Below are 18245 nucleotides of genomic sequence, written 5' to 3'. Positions count from 1 at the left end.
GCTCTCGCTCTCCCTGGGTGTGCGTTGCGCGCGCTGAGGGGGGGGCCGGGGGGGGCGGCGCGGGGGCCCCTCGCCGGCGGCCGGGGGGCTAGGGCCTTTTGCTCCTGCCTTTTGCTCCTTGGAGATCTCCGATGAACATTTCCGGTACGGCCAGAAGTGCCCGGACCACGGTCTTCACGCCGAGAATCGACGATCTCCTGCGCAAGCACCGGGGTGCGGACGCATTCCGTCTGGATCCCGGAACCGTTGGCGTTGCAGGGCCCGAACTGATCGATGAAATACTGCGCAGTAGACCGGCGAATGAATTCGAGCGGCCGACGTTCAAACCCCTCAAGGGGAGGTCCATCACCCGGCCGGAATCATCCGCGCTCATGCGCGCCATCTCGCAGGACGTCAAAACAGCACTGAAAAAGCAGGATCCTGAAGGGGTCGATCTCTCCGGGGAATGGCCGCACGTGGGCCATATCTATCTGCGAGACCTGGTTTTCGGTTCGGATCCCCTCCGGTACCGGGCGCTCATGGACCGCAGACTGGAGTGGACGACGGCACTCACCTGGACCGTCATCGGGACGGGCGCCGCGCTGCCCGGCAGCCCCGGCCCGGACGCGCCGGTCTCCCATCTGGCGAAGCTGACCGCGGAGGCCGGGACCTACGAGGGCCGGCGCCACGCCATGGGTATGTACCGGCGGGCAGCGGCGCCCATCTGCTTCACGGTCTCCACCCTGGTCGCCAACGCGCTCTGGCTCGGCTCACCCTTCGCCGACGACGTGTCCAATCGGGACATCCTGCTGGAGACGCTCCGGCTGCTGCCGCCGTCCTGGAACCTGCTGCGGGTGGCCTCGCCCGAGTTCGCGGCCCTGGACGACCGGATCGGCGAGCGGGACGACGTCCTGATGCTCCCCCTGCTGACCCACCGCTCTCCCGCGATCTGGGACGACCCCGACACGTTCCGCCCCGACCGGTGGACCGGGGCCGACCCCGACAACCACCCGGGATACCTGCCCTTCGGCCACGCCAACGAGCGTTGCTGGGGACGGCACATGGTCATGCCCCTGGCCGAGCGGCTGCTGAACCTGCTGCGCGCCCAGAACCTCGCGGTGGCCCCCGACCAGACCTCGGCACGGGTCCCGCTGGCCGGGCTGCTGGGAGTCACCGGCGTACGGGTCACCCGCCACCGGTAGACGGACGACGGGCCGGCCCTGCGGGGCCGGACCCCGCAGGGCCGGGCCGCGCGGCGCCGGTCACCCCTGGTCGAGATAGGCGAGCACCGCGAGCACCCGCCGGTTGTCGTCGTCGGACACCGGCAGGCCCAGTTTGCCGAAGATGTTCGACGTGTGCTTGGCGACCGCCCGCTCGGTCACCACGAGCTGGCCCGCGATGGCGGCGTTGGAACGCCCCTGCGCCATCAGCTCCATGACCTCCCGCTCACGCGGGGTGAGGCTGCCCACCGGTCTGTCCTGGGCGTGCCGGGACAGCAGCTGCTGGATCACCTGCGGGTCCATCGCGGTGCCGCCCGCCGCGACCCGGCGTACCGCGTCGATGAACTGGTCGGCGTCGAACACCCGGTCCTTCAGCAGATATCCCACCCCGCCCGTGCCGTCCGCGAGCAGCTCACGCGCATAGAGCTGCTCGACGTGCTGCGACAGGACCAGCACCGGCAGTCCTGGTCTGGCCCGCCGGGCGGCCAGGGCGCACTGGAGGCCCTCGTCCGTGTGGGACGGCGGCAGCCGCACGTCGACCACGGCCACATCCGGCTCCAACTCCGCGAGTGCCCTGGTCAGTTCGGGTCCGGTGGCGACCGCCGCCGCGATCTCGAAGTCGTACGCCTCCAACATCCGGACCAGGCCGTCTCTCAGCAGGAAGAGGTCTTCGGCGAGGACAACGCGCACGGAATCTCCATCGTCACCATGGTCGGACCGCCCACCGGGCTGTTGACGGCCAGTACGCCGTCGAATGTACCCAGCCGGCGTTCGATTCCGCTCAGCCCTGAGCCTCTTCCCACGGACGCACCCCCGTGGCCGTCGTCCGTGACCGACAGCCGCAGCATCCCCCCGGTGTGGTGGATGTCGACCCATATCCGGTCCGCGCCCGCGTGCTTGACGGCGTTCGTCAGGGCTTCGCTGACCGCGAAGTACGCCGCCGACTCGACCGGCGCCTCCGCGCGGCCCGCCATGTCCACCTCGACCGCGGTGGCCATCGGCAGCCGCAGCGCCAGGGCCCTGACCGCGTCCTCAAGTCCGCGTTCGGCGAGCACCGGCGGGTGGATCCCGCGCACCAGGTCCCGCAGCTCCGTCAGGGCCTCCGCCGACGACTCCCGGGCCATCGACAGCATCTTCCTGGCCTGCGCCGGGTCCTTCTCTATCAGCGCCTCGACGGTGGAGAGATTCATGCCCATCGCCACCAGCCTGGCCTGCGCGCCGTCGTGCAGATCCCGCTCGATACGGCGCAGTTCGGCGGCCGAGCTGTCCACGGCGTCATGGCGGGTCGCGGTGAGCCGGTCGATGCGCTCGCCCAGCTCGGCCTCCCTGGTGGGGGCCAGCGCCGACCGGGTGACGCGGAAGTGGGCGCGGATCAGCTGCGGCCCGTAACGCAGTCCGACCACGATCCAGCCGATCCCCACCAGGGCGGCGAGCGCTGCGGTGCTCCAGCCGTCGACCCGGACGAACTCGTACCAGTACCCGCCGCCCGCACGGACGATCGGCCTCCACAGCCCGAGCGGGAGCAGGATGCCGAACAGCCCCTCGCCGAACAGCGACGCCGGCAACAGCGCGGTGATCGCGCCCGCCGTCATGTCGATCAGCAGCCAGCGCAGATCGCGCCAGGTGGCCGGGTCCTGCATCAGCACCTTGCAGCGCTCCACCCGACCGACCGGGCCGGAGCGCGGGCGCTGAGAGCGCGGCCGGGGTATGACCGGGATTCGGATGCCCGCCCACTGGGCGGCCAGCAGCCGGCGCCGGTCGGCGTGCGCCCGGACCAGACCGAGGAGGGCCGGTGTGGTGAGGATCCCGACACCGACCGGGATCAGCGCGATCGATGTGACGACCAGGGTGAAGAGCGTGATCGAGCCGATGAGAGCCATCCCGGTCAGCGCCAGGCCCCGTACGGCCGCCACCCCCGCGTCGCGTGCCTTGTCCGCCCTCATCGGTGTCCCTCCCGTCCCTGGCCGGGTGGTCGCCGGCCCGGACACCAGTGTGGCCGTACCGGGGCGCCGGTGGCACTGGCCCGCACCCCCGGGTTCGGGGTGTACCTGGCACCACCCCCGCCCCCGCACCGCGGTTCGCGGCGGGTGAGGCGAATCGGCCGACGGCGACGCGCCGAGGGGTTCCGGGCACCGGGGGACCCGACGCGCCGAGGGCCCCGGCAGGGGCCCGGCCGATCAGGGCGCGTACTTGTACCCGACGCGGCGCACCGTACGGATCGTCTGCCGGTGCTCGGCGCCCAGCTTGCGGCGCAGCCGGGCCACATGGACGTCGACGGTTCTGCCGTCGCCCACATGCCCGTACCCCCACACCGTGGTCACCAACTGGTCGCGGCTGTGCACCCGGTGGGGGTGCGCGACGAGATGGGCGAGCAGCTCGAACTCCAGATACGTGAGGTCCAGCGTCCGCCCGTCCACCGAAGCGGTGCGCTCCTCGCTGTCGATCCGCACCGGCCCGTCGGAAGCGGCGGGCGCGGGCACGGGTCCCGGCTGGTGGTCGGCGGGCACCAGCACCAGATAGCCGACCATCGGCGGCTGTCCCGGCACGGTGGGCAGGGTGTGCTGGGGCGCGGGCAGCCAGGTGGCACCGGGCGGCAGGAAGTCGGCGACCGTGACCACCTCGTCACGGTCGACGGAGCGCAGCCGGTGCCGGGGGGAGGGGAGAGAGGCGGCGGTCGCTGCGGGCGCGGCGGTCACTGCGGAGAAGGAACGGGTGTCAGCCATGAAGGGTCAGCTCTTTCGCGCGGAGAGGTCGTCGAGGGACGTACGTCGTGCGCGCCGGCCGAAGGCTTCGAGAGGAGAGAGGCGTTAGAGAGCCGGCGCCTTGGTCGCACGGCAACACACGCGGTCGAAGTCATGGTGCTGACGGGACGGCCAGAACGGTTCGAGGTCGAAGCGACCGGTCGAGGTGTTCTGCTGGCGGGCCATGTGCCCATTGAACCAGATACGGCGGGGCGGCAGCAGGGGCTCCCGGCAAAGGAACGGTCCGGGGGCGCAGGCCCGGCGGGGCTGACGGCCCCAGCAGCTCCCGAGGACGCGGCACCGCGATCCGCGGTCTCCGGGCCGTTGCCCGGCCGTGAGCGGGGTGTTTCACGGTCCGCGCCGGATCCGATGGCCGACACTGGCCGGTATGACGAAGCCATCTCGTACGAGGCCGCGCATCGGTCTGCTCGGTACCGGCCCCTGGGCCCAATCCACCCACGCCCCCGCGCTCGCGGACCATCCGGAGATCGAGTTCAGCGGCGTCTGGGGGCGCAGGCCCGACGCGGCGCGTGTTCTCGCCGCCGAGCACGGGACGACCGCATACGACGATACGGAGGCGCTCTTCGCGGCGAGCGACGCGGTCGCCCTCGCCCTCCCGCCGGACGTCCAGGCCCCGCTCGCGGCCTCCGCGGCCGCGGCCGGCTGCCATCTGCTGCTCGACAAACCGGTCGCCACGACGGTCGGCGGCGCACAGGAGGTCGTGGCGGCGGCCGAGCGCTCCGGCGTCGCGTCCGTGGTCTTCTGCACCCTGCGCTTCACCCCGGGGGTGGCCGAGTGGATCGCCGGACAGGCCGCCCTGGACGGCTGGTTCACCGGCCGCGCGGAGTGGCTCGGGGCGCTCTTCTCGCCGGGTGCGGACAGCCCGTACGCGGCGTCCCCGTGGCGCAGGGAGAAGGGCGGGCTGTGGGACGTGGGCCCGCACGCGCTCTCCGTACTGCTCCCGGTGCTCGGCGACGCGACGCAGGTCACCGCGGCCGGCGGCGCCGATGACACCGTCCATCTCGCGCTGCGCCACACATCGGGCGCCTCCAGTTCGGCGACGCTCAGCCTGAGCGCGCCCGCCGAAGCGGCGGGCGCCACCGTCGAGTTCCGCGGCACCCATGGGGTCGCGGTGCTGCCGGAGGGCCGCGGTGGCGGTGCGCGGGTGCCGTTCGCCGCCGCGGTCGACGCGCTGCTCACCGCCGTACGCACGGGTGAACCGCACCCGTGCGACGTACGGTTCGGCCTGCGGCTGACCGAGATCCTGGCGGACGCCGAGCGGCAACTCGGGCAGCGGCGGCCGGAGTAGGCGGCCGGGGCGCAGCCCGGGGCCGCCGCCCCGGCCCGGCAGCGGAGTGCCGGACCCGCAGGCCCGGGGCCCGCCCCTCAGAGGCTCACCGCCCGAGCGCGTCCCGTACCGCTTCCTCCGTACGCGCCACCACCGCGGTGCCGTCGTCCGTTGTGATGATGGGCCGCTGGATCAGTTTCGGATGCCCGGCCAGCGCGGCGATCCACCGGTCCCGGGCCTCCGCGTCGCGCGGCCACTCCTTCAGCCCGAGCGCCTTGGCGTCCGGCTCCTGGGTCCGGGTGATGTCCCACGGTTCGAGCCCGAGCCGGCCGAGCACCGCCCGGATGTCGTCCTCGTCCGGCACGTCCTCCAGGTATCGGCGGACGGTGTACGAAGCACCTTCCGCGTCCAGCAGGTCCACCGCGCCGCGGCACTTCGAGCAGGCGGGATTGATCCAGATCTCCATGGGGCCAAAGGTACGCGAGGGACCGCCCGGACCCCTTCTGGCCAGGGGCTTCTGTCAGTGGTGGGCAGTAAAATAGGGGTAGTTCGGGAGGGTCCGCGAGGGCCCTTGTCACCAGCACCTGGAGGTCGCCGATGGCCGTAGCCATGTTCCCGACGCAGTCCCTGGTCAAGAAGCCGCTGCCCGCAGGAAAGCCACGTGACTGGTATGTCTCGCACAACCGCAGGCTGAAGGCGATGCGTCTGGCCATCGCGCTCCTCGACACCGGTGTCTACCGCCCCGGTCAGGCACCGAACCGGAAGATACGCGCCACCGCCGCCCTCGCGGGCATCCACCCGCCGTCCGACGCCACCTGCCGCATGGTGCGCGTCCTGATCCGCCTCGGTCGCTGAGCACTCGGTCCCTGTCCCGGCGTCTCCGTATCACCGGCCGAACGGCTGCTCCCGCACGGCCGCCTGGAGAGCGCGGCCCGGCCCCCGGACCGGGGACCGGGCCGCGCGTCAGTCCGTACCGCGTGTCCCGATCACCACCGTGGCATACCGCTCCGCGCAGTCGGCCACGCGTGCGGACAGCCCGCCCCCGGTGACCGTCCGTACGGCTGCGGGCGCCTGCCGTTCGCTGGTCTCGAAGAGCAGATGGCCGCCGGGTGCCAGCCAGGGCAGCGCGTCCGCGGTCACCCGTCGCAGTACGTCGAGACCGTCCGCGCCCCCGTCGAGCGCGACCCGCGCCTCGTGCACCCGGGCCTCGGCGGGCAGCAGCTCGATCTCCTCGGTGGGTACGTAGGGCACATTGGCCAGCAGGATGTCGACGCGCCCGCGCAGCGACCGGGGCAGCGGGCCGTAGAGATCGCCCTCGTACACCCGGCCCCCGGCAGCGGCGACGTTGCGGCGGGCGCAGCGTACGGCGGCCGGGTCGACGTCGGCGGCGTGCAGTTCGGCTCCGTCCAGCGCGGCGGCGAGCGCCGCACCCAGGGCCCCCGAGCCGCAGCACAGGTCGACCACGACGGCCCCGGGCGGAGCGAGCGCGACCGCCCGCTCGACCAGGAACTCGGTGCGCCGGCGGGGTACGAAGACCCCGGGGTCCACCGCCACCCGCAGCCCGCAGAACTCGGCCCAGCCCAGCACATGTTCGAGCGGGAGCCCCAGGACGCGCCGGTCGACCATGGCGGCCAGTTCGGCGGGGTCCCGGGCGGTGGAGACAAGCAGCTCCGCCTCGTCCTCGGCGAAGACGCACCCCGCGGCCCGGAGCGTGGTGACGACGGCGGAGAGCGGCAGGGGCGGCTGAGGGGTCTGGGGTTCCTGGAGCGCCGGGGGTTCGTGGGGTGTCTGAGGCGACTGGGGCGGGAGCGGCGACGGTGAGACCGGCATGTGAGCCTTTCGGGATACCTGTGGGGCTCCCTCGGTCACCTGAGTCAGATGAACCGCACGGCCGTGAGGGGGAGCGCCCGGCCTGCAACAGCGGTAATGGGGCTCACCTCCTCGGTACGGTCCACGGGCGTGGGGAGGGCAACAGTACATGAGCGCCACCGGGCGACGCCCGGCCCTGACCGGCAGGGCACCGCCGGCGGAACGGGCTCCTTGCCGAAGTCGCCGCGTCTGTCGCCCTCCTGGCAGCGGGGCGGGGCGGGGCGGGGCGGGGGGGGGGGGGGCGCGGGCCACCGGGGGGGTGGGCGGCCCCCCCCCCCCCTGCCGGGGACCGCGGGCGTGCGGGGGTTACGACGTGGTGGGGGTTACGACGTGGCGGCGGTGTCCAGTGCGAGGACGCCCTTGGCCGGGACCGTCGCGGTGACCTTGCCGTCGTCCCTTACCGTCACCGTGTTGCCCGCGCAGTCGTCCGCCGACGCCTTGGCGACGTTGCAGTAGGTGCCGCCGGGCAGTGAGGTGGTGAACGTCTGCTGGAGGTCGCCGTCCCCGTCGTTCAGGGCGACGAAGCCCTTGGAGCCGCGTCCGAAGGCGATGGCGCTGCCCTGCGCCCACCAGTCGGTCAGGGCCGCGTCGCCGACGGCGTTGTGGAAGCCGACCATCCCGGTGATCTCCGGGTCCGCGTGCATATCGGTCCAGCCGTCACTGCCGCTGGGCGGTCCCGCGTCCTTGTCGGACCACTCGTAACCGGAGAAGACGTTCGGCGAACCGTAGGGGTGCGCCAGCATGAAGGCGTTGGCGAGCTTGTACGTGTCGCCGTCCTTGTAGCTGAGCGTCGAGCCATTGCGCTCGGTGTCCCAGTTGTCGACGAACGTGGTGGCCTGGTCACCGGCGAGCTTCCCGTCCGCGATGTTCTGCAGACCGCCGAGGTCACCGCCCTGGAAGGCGCTCTTGATGTGGGTGCCGTAGCGGAACTCGTCGACGTCACCGAGACCCGTGTACTCCTCGGGCTGTACGGCCTCCCCGCTGCCGTAGATGACCTCGGAGACCCAGAACCCGGGGTCGGCCATCTTGTCCCTGATGCCCTGGAGGTCAGCCGCGGCCATGTGCTTCGCCGCGTCGATACGGAACCCGTCGACGCCCATCTTCCGCAGGCCGCTGAGGTATCCCGCGATGGTGGACCGTACGTAGTCGCTGCCGGTGTCGAGGTCGGCCAGCCCCACCAGTTCGCAGGTCTGGACGTTCTCGCGGTTGGTGTAGTCGCTGATGTCCTGGCGGCAGGTGTGGAAGTCCGCGTCGCTGTAGGTGCCCGGGTAGTCGTACTTGCTGTACTGCGTGCCGCCGGTCCCGGTGCCTGACCCGGACGACATGTGGTTGATGACCGCGTCCGCGATCACCTTGACACCGGCCGCGTGGCACGCGCTCACCATGGACTGGAACGCGTCGGCGTCCCCGAGCCGTCCGGCGATCCGGTAGCTCACCGGCTGGTACGAGGTCCACCACTGGGGACCGGCGATGTGCTCGGTGGCGGGCGAGACCTCGACGTAGCCGTAACCGGCGGGCCCGAGCGAGTCGGTGCAGATCTTGCCGACGTCCGCGTACGGGCGCTCGAAGAGGGTGGCGGTGACGGTCCGGTCGCCGGGAGGCGCGGCCTGCGCCTGCTGGGCCTGCCAGGGGGAGAGGGCGAGCAGGCCGCCGGCGGCCATGACGCCGGCCATGACCCCGGTCATGGACGTGCCGATCAGACGGTTGCGCATCGTTGCGGCTCCTTCGTCGTACGGGCAGTGCGGTGTCCCGGGGCGGCCGGGTGCGGACGGCCGCCGTGGGGGGAGACGGAGAGGAGCCTGCCGTTAAGGCATGAGCACTTCAAGAGATTGCGCAAAACTTTCCTGCAACTTGCAGAAATTTCTTACGGGTTGAGGTGCGGGTGGCTGTGGCCCGCATGAGTGGTGTGCGGCCGACGGATTACCGGGCGGGGCGGTCGCGGACCGGTGGACGAGCTCCGCCGCCGCTACTTCAGCAGCCGGGACATCCGCCGGTCCGCCAGGATCCTGCCGCCGGTCTGGCAGGTGGGGCAGTACTGCATCGAGGAGTCGCTGTAGGAGACCTCGCGGATGGTGTCCCCGCAGACGGGGCACGGCTCGCCCGCGCGCCCGTGCACGCGCAGCCCGCTCTTCTTCTCGGCCTTCAGGCTGCGCAGCGCCAGCCCGCTGGAGCGCTCCACCGCCTCGCCGAGCGTCGTCCCGATCGCCTCGTACACCCCGGCCACCTCTTCGTCGGAGAGCTTGGCGGCCAGCCGGAACGGCGACATCCGGGCCGTGTGCAGGATCTCGTCCGAGTAGGCGTTGCCGATCCCGGCGATGACACTCTGGTCGCGCAGCACGCCCTTGATCTGGCGGCGCTCGCCCTCCAGCAGACCCGTGAAGGCGGCCAGGGTGAAGGAGTCGGCGAGGGGGTCGGGCCCCAGGCGCGCGACACCCGGCACCTCCAGGGGGTCCCGGACCACGTGGACCGCCAGTCGTTTCTGCGTACCGGCCTCGGTGACGTCGAATCCCGCGCCCTCCGGCCCGTCCAGCCCGACCCGGAGCGCGAGCGGGCCCTTGCCGGGCCGGGGCGGCGCTTCCGGCAGATGCTCGCTCCAGCGGACCCACCCCGCCCTGGCGAGATGCATGACCAGGTGCACCCCGCCGATTTCGAGGTCGAGGAACTTGCCGTGCCTGGTCACACGGTCGAACGACTGCCCCACGAGCGCGGTGAGGGGCGGATCGTAGGTCTTGAGCGCGTGGATGGCGACCGGGTGGACACGGGCGACGGTACGGCCGACGACGTGCTCGCCCAGGAACCGGGTGAGGGACTCGACCTCCGGCAATTCAGGCATAACGCTATTCTGCCTCGCATCGGCCGGACGGGTCCGCATGAGGGCCAGCGGGTCCGCTTGAGGCCCCTCCGCTTCATGCCGGCGGGTCCGCTTCAGGATGGCCGGGTCTGCTTCAGGCCCGGCCGGCCTCTCCCGGGCGTCCCACCAGTCCCGCCCGTCCCGCCCGCGTCCTCCGGCTTCCGCCCGCGCCCCCGCTCCCGCTCCCGGCGGGCCACGCTTGTCCCGCCCGCGCCCCTCAGGCCGCGGGGACGCGGTCCAGGAAGCCGTGCACCGTACGGATGCGGCCGTCCTCCGCGAGTGCGATCACGTCGAACCCCGCGACGGGCGCCGACCCATCGGCCCGCGACACCAGCTCCCAGCCGAAGCGGGCGATGCCGTGGTGGCCGTCGACGGTCCCGGTCCTGCGGAACTCGAAGCCGGGGAACTGCTCCCCGGCCGCCGTGATCACCGCCGCGATCCCGTCGTGCCCGGAGACATCGGCCAGCGGGTCGGTATAGCTGCCGTCCTCGGTCCAGGCGGCGGCCACGGCCCTGGCGGTCTCCGCCGGGCGCCCGGCGGCGTTCCACGCCTCGAAGTAACGGTCGACAGCGGTCTCGTGCACGGACATGGTGAATCAGCCTCCGGCAGGTCGTACGGACGGTTGGTCCCGGGGCCCGGGAGGAGTACGCCTCCCGGGTCCCGGATGACCTCAGCCTGCCGTGCGGGCGCGGAGGGGTCGATTACGTCCGGGGTAATGGTGGGCCGGACCGGGTACACCGTCTGCTCGGACAACGTCGCGAGCACGTCCGGCTAACGCATGCCGCCCCCGCGGTGCCCCCCGGCAGGCGGAGTGGCGCGCCGCAGGGCCGTCAGCCAGCTGTGGCCGGGGTGAGCCCGGGTCAGGAAATTCTCCAGGGCTGCCCGTTGGGCTGCGGAGAGCAGCGGGAGAGTGGCGGTGAAGTCCTGCTCGTCCTTGGGACGGGTGCGTGCGGCCTTGAAGAGCAGCACCAACTCCGGTGCGAGATAGGGAATTCCACTCGGCGTATGCCGGATCACCGCGGAGTACGGCAGCCGGATCGCCGGATCGCGGCGGCAGATCCAGGTGTCCCCGTCGTGCGGCTCGCGGAAGACGTCGAGCAGGTACGCCCCGGTGGCGCGGTCGCGCAGCCAGGTCTGATGGGTCGCCTCCAGTACGCCGGCCGAAGGCGCCTCCCAGATGCGTCCGGATCCGACCGCGTCGAACGCGAACCCGCCCCGCGAGTGACCGCCGGTGAGGCGCTCGCGGATCTCGGGGAACCGGCCCGCCGGTACCGCGATCTCGATGTCGTCGTGCTCCCGGCTCTGCTCACCCCGGAACAGGTCCAGCGCCCACCCCGCTGCGACGTACCAGGGCGCGGTGAGCCCGGAGAGGAGCGAGGCCACCTGCTCCGGGCGCCAGCACTCCGCCCACCGTGCGTCGATCTCCTCCGGGGCCACCACGACACCACCGGGGGGAATCTGTTCGGACGTCATCCCGCCAACCTACCGGCGCCACGCACCCCACCCCGCCCCCGAGGAATGTGAACCCGGGGTTCCGGATCCGGAGTCCGCGTGAAACTTTGCTGAGGGAACGGCTCCGGTTCTTCACCCCGTCATGTGAAACTGACAAACTGAATGATCAGATGGCGCCGGGATACCGAAAACCGTCTCCGCTCGGGAGACCCCACTCGCTTCGGTGTGCCTGAGCAGGCCCCGTGCGCCACCCCCCACCCTCCCCGGAGTGCGCCGGGGCGAAGCGAAAGCCGCCCCGCCGAACGCGCTCCGGGGTCAGTTGCACGGAAGGAACACCCCTTGCACAAGCGAAAAGGGAAGCGATGGCTGCCGGCGGCCGTCCTCGGCGGCACCCTGGCCGCAGGAGCCCTCGCTTTCCTGCCTGCCATCGCCCAGGCGGGAGACGAGGACGACGCGAAGCAGCCGACCGCGCAGGCCGACTTCACCGCGGCCGCCGCGGAGTTCAAGGTCCCGGTCTCCGTCCTCCAGGGCGTGGCGCACCAGGAGTCCGGCTGGCAGCAGCACACCGGTTACAGCGACACCGGCGGCTGGGGCCTGATGAACCTCACCGATGTGACCTCGCGGATGGTCGAGGGCGGCGCGGCCGGCGCGTCGGGCCGCTCCGATCTGACCTCCTTCACCGACCACCCCGAACTGCACACCCTGCGGACCGCCGCGAAGCTGACCGGCATCCCGGCCGACCGGCTCCAGCACAACCGGAGGGACAACATCCGAGGCGGGGCCGCCCTGCTCGCCTCGTACCAGAAGCAGCTCACCGGCAGCACGTCCGCCGACCCCTCGCAGTGGACCGCGGCCATCGCCAAGTACAGCCGGATGTCTGACCGCAAGGCGGCCACGTCGTACGTACACGACGTGTTCGCCACCATCGAGTCGGGCGGTAAGCGGAAGGCCACCGCGCCCGCCGGATCGAAGGCCGCAGTCGCGTCCACCGGTCCCGCCACCGGGGTCACCCTGCATGCCGTGCCGTCGGCGAAGCCGGTCACCGGGCAGCTGAGCAAGCTCCGCCTCAAGGACACCTCGTCCCCGCAGGCCGAGTGCCCGGCGTCGATGGACTGCAAGTTCGTTGCCGCGGACCCGTCCAACGGCCAGGTGTCCGACCGGCCCGCCAACGGCATAAAGATCAACCAGATCATCATCCACACCACCGAGGGCTCCTACGACGAGGCCATCAAGACCTTCCAGACCCCGGGTGGCGCCTCGGCGCAGTACGTGATGCGGTCGTCGGACGGTGCGGTCACCCAGATGGTGGCCAACAAGGACATCGCGTTCGGTGACGGAAACTACGACAGCAATCTGCACGCCGTCCAGATCGAGCACGAGGGCTTCTCGGCACACGGCGCCGACTGGTACACCACGGCGGCGTACGAGCAGACGGCCAAGCTGGTGAAGTACCTCGCGGACAAGTACGACATCCCGCTGGACCGCCAGCACATCCTGGGCCACGACAACGTCCCGGGACCGTCCGACTCCACCCTGGCGGGCATGCACTGGGACCCGGCCAACGGCTGGGACTGGACGCGCTTCATGGAGCTGCTCGGCGCACCGTTCGACCAGGGCGCCCGTGGCGTGGCACCCGTCGGGTCCGCCGTGACCATCACCCCCGGGTTCAGCGAGAACAAGCAGACGTACACCGTCTGCCCCGCGGACGACCCGACCGGTGCGGCCAAGAGCTGCACGCCGGTGACCGAGCCGTCGAGCGCTCTGTTCGTGCGCAGCGCCCCGAGCGACGACGCCCCGCTCGTCCTCGACCCGGTCGTCCACTCGGACCCCGCGGCCAAGGGCGGCACCGACGGTGTCAGCGACTGGAGCGACACCGTCCAGGCCGGGCAGCAGTTCGTCGTCGCCGGGCAGCAGGGTGACTGGACGGCGATCTGGTACGACGGCCAGAAGGGCTGGATCCACAACCCCGGTGGCAGCAACACCACGCCCGCCCCGGGCGCCCGGATCATCAAGTCCGCCGGTACGACCGCTGCCCCCGTGTACGGCACGGCCTACCCGGACGCGTCCGAGTACCCGTCCGGACTCTCCCCGTCCAAGCAGGCGCCGCTGACGGCGAAGAACTACGCGATCCCGGCCGGCCAGGCCTATGTGGCGGCCCAACCGCCGCTGGGCAGCGCGGACTTCTTCCCCACGGGCGGAAAGGTGGTCACCGGGGCCAAGAAGTACTACACGGTCCAGTTCAACCACCGGTACATCCTGGTCAACTCGGCCGATGTCACGGAGACGCGTACGGTGCGCCACTGACGTACGCAGAGCGAGCCGCCCCCACGGGTGGCGCGGGCGCTGCTGCCGGGGCCAACACCCCTGGCGGCAGCGCCCGTCCGGCGTTCCGGGCCGACATCCCCGCACCGCTTCGCACCGCGCCGGGCCGGGCACCCTCACACCGCTTCGGGCCGCACGCACGATGAAATCCGAAGACTCCTCCCGTGCCCCTGGGCTAGCGTCGCCGGATGACGACCGACCGGCGGTTCTCGCCTCCTACCGAACGCGACGCCCTGTGCGGGTTCCTCGACGGGCAGCGTGCGGCCCTCGCCCGTAAAGTCACGGGTGTCTCCGACACGGACGCCCGCGCTACCCCGACCGCGAGTGCGCTTTCGCTGCTGGGCATTCTCAAGCACTGCGCGCTGTGGGAGCGCCGGTGGTTCCTGATCATCGCGGCCGGTGAGATCTTCCCCGGCGAGTGGCCGCTCAACGGGGAACAGGACACCGACCTGGAGGACTTCCGCGTCGATGAACGCGACACGGTGGAGCGGTGGCTGGCCATCTACGAGGAGCGGTCCGCCGCGTCGAGGAAGGCGGTCGCCGGCATGGATCTGGACGCCCCGTGCGGCTGGCCGCAGGCCGCTGACCGGAATCTGCGCTGGGTGCTCCTGCACATGATCGAGGAGACCGCCCGGCACGCGGGTCACGCGGACATCATCCGCGAAACCCTCGACGGCAGTTCCGGCACCTGACTTGACCTGCCCCCCCGGCCCGCCGTGTCCGGCCAGGGCGCTCACGGCATCCGGTACTCCTGCTCGGGGCGCCCGGTCGCCCCGTAGCGCAGCTTCATCCTCAGCAGGCCGCTGGTGACCAGTCCCGCGAGGTAGCGCTGTGCGGTGGCGCGCGAGACGCCGATGAGCGAGCCGACCTCTCCCGCCGACAGCGGGGACGCCGAACCCCGTACCGCAGCGAGCACCGCGTCGCCGGTCACCGTACGGGCGGCAGGCGGGCGGGCCGTACGGGTGGCCGCCGGACTCCGCAGCGCCGCGTACGCGCTCTCGACCGCGCCCTGGTCGACGGTCTCGGTGCCGGTCAGCTGGCGGAAGCGGGCGTAGCCGTGCAGCTTCTCGGCCAGCAGTTCCGGGGTGAACGGCTTGACCAGATACGCGAGTGCGCCCGCCGACACCGCGCGTCGCACGGTCGCCCCCTCGGTGGCCGCGCTCAGGACGAAGGCGTCGCACTCCAGGCGGCCCAGCAGATCGAGCCCGGAACCGTCGGGCAGATAAAGGTCGATCAGCGCCAGGTCCACGGGCGTACCGGCGGCGGCCCGGAGCGCTGTCCCGGCGGAGTTCGCGGTGCTGACGGCGCGGAAGCCCGGTACCCCGTCGACCAGCGACGCATGGATCCCGGCCACCCGGAAGTCGTCGTCGACGACCAGGACGGAGTACGGCTCGCGCTCGGTCATCGGCCTGCCTCGTCCCCGGCCCCTGGACGGTCCACTCCGGGCCCGGCCCGGTGGACCTCGTCGGTCGTGTGGGCTCCGGTTGCCTGGGCCCCGCTCACGTCACCCTCGCTCACGTAACCCTCAGCCACTTCTGCTGCCGCTTCCGTCACTTCACTCACTTCACCCACTCCGGACACTTCAACTCCTCCGGTTCCCGCCGTCCCTGATCCGTCCCCCTCGCTCTCCGTCCCGATGACCCCCGGCAGCCGGGCCACGAACACGGCGCCGCCCGAGACCCGGCCCTGCTCAGCCCCGCCCTGGCCGGAATCCGACGGATCGCCGTACTCGCTCCGAGGCCCACCAGGCCCACCGGGCCCCCGAGCCGTGGACGCACCGTCCGCCCCCGGCGACCCGGTCCCGGCAGGCGGGCCGCCGCGCTCCGCGAGATGGATGTCGCCGCCCCTGACCCGGGCGATCTGGCGCGCCAGTGCCAGCCCGATACCCCGGCCGCCCACCGCCGCCGTGTGGTCCTTGGTCGACATGCCCTCGCGGAACACGTCGTCGGCGGGCCCGTCCGGAACGCCGTCGCCGGAGTCGGCGACCGTGATGAGGAGGGTGCCGTCCTCGGTCATCAGCTCCACCTCGACGAGGGAGGGGGAGCGCGCGCCGTCCCGGGCGGCGTCGACCGCGTTGTCGACCAGATTGCCGAACACCGTGGTGACATCGACCGGCGCTGTCACGGTCCCGTCGGCCCAGGTCGCCCCGCCGATCACCAGCGTCACCCCGCTCTCCCGGGCCTGGGCCGCCTTCGCGGACAGAAAGGCCCTCATGTAGGAGTCGTGGACCGCGTCGAGACCGGGCAGCGCCCCGCCCGGCGGGCCCGTGCCGAGCAGGGTGCCGATGTACTCGGCCGTCTCCGCGAGGTGACCGCCGTGGGCCAGCGCGGAGACCACATGCAGCCGGTTGGCGAATTCGTGGCGCTGGGCGCGCAGCGCCGAACTCATCGCCTGGACCGCGTCGAGCTGGCGGGTCAGCGACTCGACATCGGTGCGGTCCTGAACGGTCAGCAGCGTGCCGAGATCCCGCCCGTCACGTACGACCCGCCGCGACGAGAGCACGAGGACCCGTTCGCCGACCGCTGCCATGACCGGGCTGCCCACCGGCGTACGGATCGTCGCCAGCACCCGCGGTGTCAGTCCCAGCGAATCGACGGACCGCCCCGGCCGGGCCCGGGTCGCCAGCAGCCGGCGTGCCTCGTCGTTGACCACGGTGACCGTCCCGCCGTTGTCCACGGCGAGCACCCCCTCCCCGATCCCGTGCAGGACGGCCTCCTGCTCCTGCACCAGACCGGCCAGCTCCTCCGGTTCCAGGCCCAGCGTCAGCCGCTTCCACCGCCGCGCCAGCAGCGCCGACGCGCCGATCCCGAGCAGCAGGGCGACGATCAGCCAGCCGAGCCCGCCCAGGAGTACGCGCACCAGCTGCGCCCGTACGTCGGACACGGCGACACCCGCGTTGGCCTCGCCGACGACCCGGTGCGAGCCCGGCGCGTACACCGGGACCTTCGCGACCACCTCGTGGCCGAGATACGCGTGGTCCCTGGCCAGCACCTCATGGCCGGAGAGGGCGCCGCTCGGGTCGGTGCTCACCCTTCTGCCCAGCTGGGAGCGTTCCGGGTGGGCGAGCCTGATGCCCCGGTCGTCGGTGACCACCACGAACAGCGAACCCGTCCTGGTACGGGCGGCCTCGGCCGCCGTCTGGACCGGCCCGGCGGCGAGCGTCCCGCGCGGGGTGTCCGCGGCCCCGCCGCCCGGCCGGGCGTTGGCCGCGGAGTACTGGGCAGCTCCGCGCCGGACTGCGGGCTGGGCGGCGACCGTACGGGCCACGGCGAGCGCGCGCAGCTGGTACTCGTGCACGAGCCGGTGCTCGTTGGAGTACGCGAAGGCACCGAACGCGGCAGCCAGGGTCACCGCGACGACCGCGCACTGCAACAACAGCACCTGAGTGCGCAGCCGCAGTCGCATCCGCAGCCGGGACCGTCCGCCGCCCCGCGAGCGCGCGGAGAGCCGCCGGGCGGACGGCCGCCGGGCGGACGGTTCGAAGAATCTCACCCCGCCGACGGTAACCGGCGCCGCCCCGTGCACAGAATGCGCAGAAAGCGCGGATCAGGGCTTACGCGGGTTGCGCGCAGAACCTGGAGAGCAGTGGCAGCCGCCGGATAGCTTCCGCCCGGGACACAACGAGCCGCACCAGGAGTTCTCTTGCTGAAGATACCGCGCCCCGGACCACGGGCCCGTTCCTGTCGCACCCGCGGGGGCCGGCTGTGACGGGGCACACCTGGACGCTGCTGATCATTCTGGCGGCGGCCATCGCCGCGCTGATCACGCTGATCAACTCACGGCTGCGCTTCCACCCCTTCGTGGCGCTGATGACCGTATCGATCGGTGTCGCGCTGGCCGCGGGGCAGCCCGTGGCGAAGATCGCGGAGTCGCTGGAGTCGGGCGCGGGCGGGATCCTCGGCAACGTCGGTGTGACCCTGGCCTTCGGCGCCATGCTGGGCAGGCTGCTGTCGGGATCGGGCGCCACGGACAAGATCGCCCGCCTGATCGTCGACCGGTCCGGTGAACGCTCCCTGCCCTGGTACATGGCGGGCGCCGCCTTCATCATCGGCATCCCGATGTTCTTCGAGATCGGGCTGATCGTGCTGCTTCCGCTGATCTTCAGCGTGGCCCGGCGCCTCCAGGACACCCACCAGGTCAAGGGCTCCCCGTACGTCTTCCTCGCCACCCCGGCCATCGCCGCTCTGTCGACCCTGCACGGCATGGTGGCGCCGCACCCGGGCCCGCTGGTCGCGGTGGAGGGCCTGCACGCCAACCTGGGCATCACGATCGTGGTCGGCCTGGTCTGCGCGATCCCGACGATCATCATCGCCGGTCCGGTGTACGGCCGGTGGATAGCGCCGCGTCTCGACGTCCGCCCCGACCCGGAACTGGTCGCCAAGTTCACCGGTTCCGAACGGCCCGACGGCGCCCCGGGGGGGTGGAGGGGGAGGGACACACCCCCCACCGCCGCGCCCCCCCCCACCCTCGGCGCCCCCCCCCCAGAGTCGCCCGCCGCCTCCACCGACAAGCCCACCGACGGG

17 protein-coding genes are annotated in these 18245 nt (G+C 72.1%); 6 read left to right on the top strand and 11 right to left on the bottom strand.

Features of this window, described 5'->3' with window-relative positions; all coding sequences use genetic code 11:
• Positions 1-131: 131 nt before the first annotated feature.
• Positions 132-1181 (top strand): cytochrome P450, encoded by a 1050-nt coding sequence (locus tag ACFXBC_RS22895; RefSeq protein WP_385027383.1) that lies wholly within the window; start codon positions 132-134, stop codon positions 1179-1181.
• 60 nt (positions 1182-1241) lie between these two features.
• On the opposite strand, the gene ACFXBC_RS22890 is transcribed toward ACFXBC_RS22895, so the two are convergent.
• The 3 genes from ACFXBC_RS22890 to ACFXBC_RS22880 all read right to left on the bottom strand — a co-directional run bounded on the left by ACFXBC_RS22890 (position 1242) and on the right by ACFXBC_RS22880 (position 3922).
• Positions 1242-1889 (bottom strand): LuxR C-terminal-related transcriptional regulator, encoded by a 648-nt coding sequence (locus ACFXBC_RS22890; protein WP_385027380.1) that lies wholly within the window; start codon positions 1887-1889, stop codon positions 1242-1244.
• On the bottom strand, positions 1853-3142 hold the full coding sequence (locus ACFXBC_RS22885) for a sensor histidine kinase (RefSeq protein WP_385027377.1): 1290 nt from the start codon (positions 3140-3142) through the stop codon (positions 1853-1855). Before ACFXBC_RS22885 ends, ACFXBC_RS22890 begins: the two co-directional genes overlap by 37 nt.
• Positions 3143-3376: 234 nt before the next feature.
• Positions 3377-3922: a winged helix-turn-helix domain-containing protein gene (locus tag ACFXBC_RS22880; protein WP_385027374.1), complete on the bottom strand. Its 546-nt coding sequence runs from the start codon at positions 3920-3922 to the stop codon at positions 3377-3379.
• A 406-nt stretch (positions 3923-4328) separates the two neighbouring features.
• Between ACFXBC_RS22880 and ACFXBC_RS22875 the strand changes: the two genes are divergently transcribed.
• Positions 4329-5249, top strand: a complete 921-nt coding sequence (locus ACFXBC_RS22875; RefSeq protein ID WP_385027371.1) for a Gfo/Idh/MocA family protein — start codon at positions 4329-4331, stop codon at positions 5247-5249.
• Between the two features lie 85 nt (positions 5250-5334).
• On the opposite strand, the gene ACFXBC_RS22870 is transcribed toward ACFXBC_RS22875, so the two are convergent.
• Positions 5335-5694, bottom strand: a complete 360-nt coding sequence (locus tag ACFXBC_RS22870; RefSeq protein ID WP_385027368.1) for an ArsC/Spx/MgsR family protein — start codon at positions 5692-5694, stop codon at positions 5335-5337.
• Between the two features lie 131 nt (positions 5695-5825).
• Between ACFXBC_RS22870 and ACFXBC_RS22865 the strand changes: the two genes are divergently transcribed.
• The gene (locus tag ACFXBC_RS22865) at positions 5826-6083 is read left to right on the top strand and encodes a hypothetical protein (protein ID WP_385027365.1); all 258 of its coding nucleotides are present in this window, start codon (positions 5826-5828) and stop codon (positions 6081-6083) included.
• A gap of 108 nt (positions 6084-6191) precedes the next feature.
• Here ACFXBC_RS22865 and ACFXBC_RS22860 read toward each other — a convergent pair whose 3' ends face one another.
• The 5 genes from ACFXBC_RS22860 to ACFXBC_RS22840 form a co-directional block, all read right to left on the bottom strand.
• Positions 6192-7058 carry a putative protein N(5)-glutamine methyltransferase gene (locus tag ACFXBC_RS22860; RefSeq protein WP_385027363.1) on the bottom strand — a complete coding sequence of 289 codons (867 nt, stop codon included), beginning with the start codon at positions 7056-7058 and terminating at the stop codon, positions 6192-6194.
• 362 nt (positions 7059-7420) lie between these two features.
• Positions 7421-8809, bottom strand: a complete 1389-nt coding sequence (locus ACFXBC_RS22855) for an alpha-amylase family protein (protein ID WP_385027360.1) — start codon at positions 8807-8809, stop codon at positions 7421-7423.
• Between the two features lie 254 nt (positions 8810-9063).
• Positions 9064-9930, bottom strand: coding sequence for an Fpg/Nei family DNA glycosylase (locus ACFXBC_RS22850; protein ID WP_385027358.1), 867 nt, complete (start codon positions 9928-9930; stop codon positions 9064-9066).
• A gap of 235 nt (positions 9931-10165) precedes the next feature.
• On the bottom strand, positions 10166-10537 hold the full coding sequence (locus ACFXBC_RS22845) for a nuclear transport factor 2 family protein (RefSeq protein ID WP_385027355.1): 372 nt from the start codon (positions 10535-10537) through the stop codon (positions 10166-10168).
• Between the two features lie 182 nt (positions 10538-10719).
• Positions 10720-11421, bottom strand: a complete 702-nt coding sequence (locus ACFXBC_RS22840; protein ID WP_385027352.1) for a nucleotidyltransferase domain-containing protein — start codon at positions 11419-11421, stop codon at positions 10720-10722.
• Positions 11422-11739: 318 nt separating this feature from the next.
• On the opposite strand from ACFXBC_RS22840, the gene ACFXBC_RS22835 reads away from it, so the two are divergent.
• Positions 11740-13704 (top strand): N-acetylmuramoyl-L-alanine amidase, encoded by a 1965-nt coding sequence (locus ACFXBC_RS22835; protein WP_385027349.1) that lies wholly within the window; start codon positions 11740-11742, stop codon positions 13702-13704.
• A gap of 206 nt (positions 13705-13910) precedes the next feature.
• Entirely contained in the window at positions 13911-14414 is a 504-nt protein-coding gene (locus ACFXBC_RS22830; RefSeq protein ID WP_385027346.1) for a DinB family protein, read from the top strand.
• Positions 14415-14455: 41 nt separating this feature from the next.
• Here ACFXBC_RS22830 and ACFXBC_RS22825 read toward each other — a convergent pair whose 3' ends face one another.
• Positions 14456-15127, bottom strand: a complete 672-nt coding sequence (locus tag ACFXBC_RS22825; RefSeq protein ID WP_385027343.1) for a response regulator — start codon at positions 15125-15127, stop codon at positions 14456-14458.
• Complete coding sequence (locus ACFXBC_RS22820; RefSeq protein ID WP_385027340.1) at positions 15124-17214, bottom strand: ATP-binding protein; 2091 nt, start codon at positions 17212-17214, stop codon at positions 15124-15126. The genes ACFXBC_RS22825 and ACFXBC_RS22820 overlap by 4 nt, the downstream gene beginning before the upstream one ends.
• Before the next feature lie 212 nt (positions 17215-17426).
• Here ACFXBC_RS22820 and ACFXBC_RS22815 point away from each other — a divergent pair.
• On the top strand, positions 17427-18245 hold an 819-nt coding region (locus ACFXBC_RS22815; RefSeq protein WP_385027337.1), incomplete at its 3' end, for a GntP family permease.

The sequence above is a fragment of the Streptomyces sp. NPDC059398 genome, assembly GCF_042751845.1.
Classification (GTDB): Bacteria; Actinomycetota; Actinomycetes; order Streptomycetales; family Streptomycetaceae; genus Streptomyces.
The sequence above is the reverse complement of the archived record's forward strand: the minus strand, read 5'-3'. Positions and strand labels throughout refer to the sequence as shown.

Excerpts from the sequence above, each read along its gene's own strand:
- ACFXBC_RS22840 (WP_385027352.1), bottom strand. The coding sequence starts at position 11,421 with ATGACGTCCGAACAGATTCCCCCCGGTGGTGTCGTGGTGGCCCCGGAG.
- ACFXBC_RS22830 (WP_385027346.1), top strand. The coding sequence starts at position 13,911 with ATGACGACCGACCGGCGGTTCTCGCCTCCTACCGAACGCGACGCCCTG.
- ACFXBC_RS22850 (WP_385027358.1), bottom strand. The coding sequence starts at position 9,930 with ATGCCTGAATTGCCGGAGGTCGAGTCCCTCACCCGGTTCCTGGGCGAG.
- ACFXBC_RS22845 (WP_385027355.1), bottom strand. The coding sequence starts at position 10,537 with ATGTCCGTGCACGAGACCGCTGTCGACCGTTACTTCGAGGCGTGGAAC.
- ACFXBC_RS22825 (WP_385027343.1), bottom strand. The coding sequence starts at position 15,127 with ATGACCGAGCGCGAGCCGTACTCCGTCCTGGTCGTCGACGACGACTTC.
- ACFXBC_RS22860 (WP_385027363.1), bottom strand. The coding sequence starts at position 7,058 with ATGCCGGTCTCACCGTCGCCGCTCCCGCCCCAGTCGCCTCAGACACCC.
- ACFXBC_RS22855 (WP_385027360.1), bottom strand. The coding sequence starts at position 8,809 with ATGCGCAACCGTCTGATCGGCACGTCCATGACCGGGGTCATGGCCGGC.
- ACFXBC_RS22895 (WP_385027383.1), top strand. The coding sequence starts at position 132 with ATGAACATTTCCGGTACGGCCAGAAGTGCCCGGACCACGGTCTTCACG.
- ACFXBC_RS22880 (WP_385027374.1), bottom strand. The coding sequence starts at position 3,922 with ATGGCTGACACCCGTTCCTTCTCCGCAGTGACCGCCGCGCCCGCAGCG.
- ACFXBC_RS22875 (WP_385027371.1), top strand. The coding sequence starts at position 4,329 with ATGACGAAGCCATCTCGTACGAGGCCGCGCATCGGTCTGCTCGGTACC.
- ACFXBC_RS22885 (WP_385027377.1), bottom strand. The coding sequence starts at position 3,142 with ATGAGGGCGGACAAGGCACGCGACGCGGGGGTGGCGGCCGTACGGGGC.
- ACFXBC_RS22865 (WP_385027365.1), top strand. The coding sequence starts at position 5,826 with ATGGCCGTAGCCATGTTCCCGACGCAGTCCCTGGTCAAGAAGCCGCTG.
- ACFXBC_RS22870 (WP_385027368.1), bottom strand. The coding sequence starts at position 5,694 with ATGGAGATCTGGATCAATCCCGCCTGCTCGAAGTGCCGCGGCGCGGTG.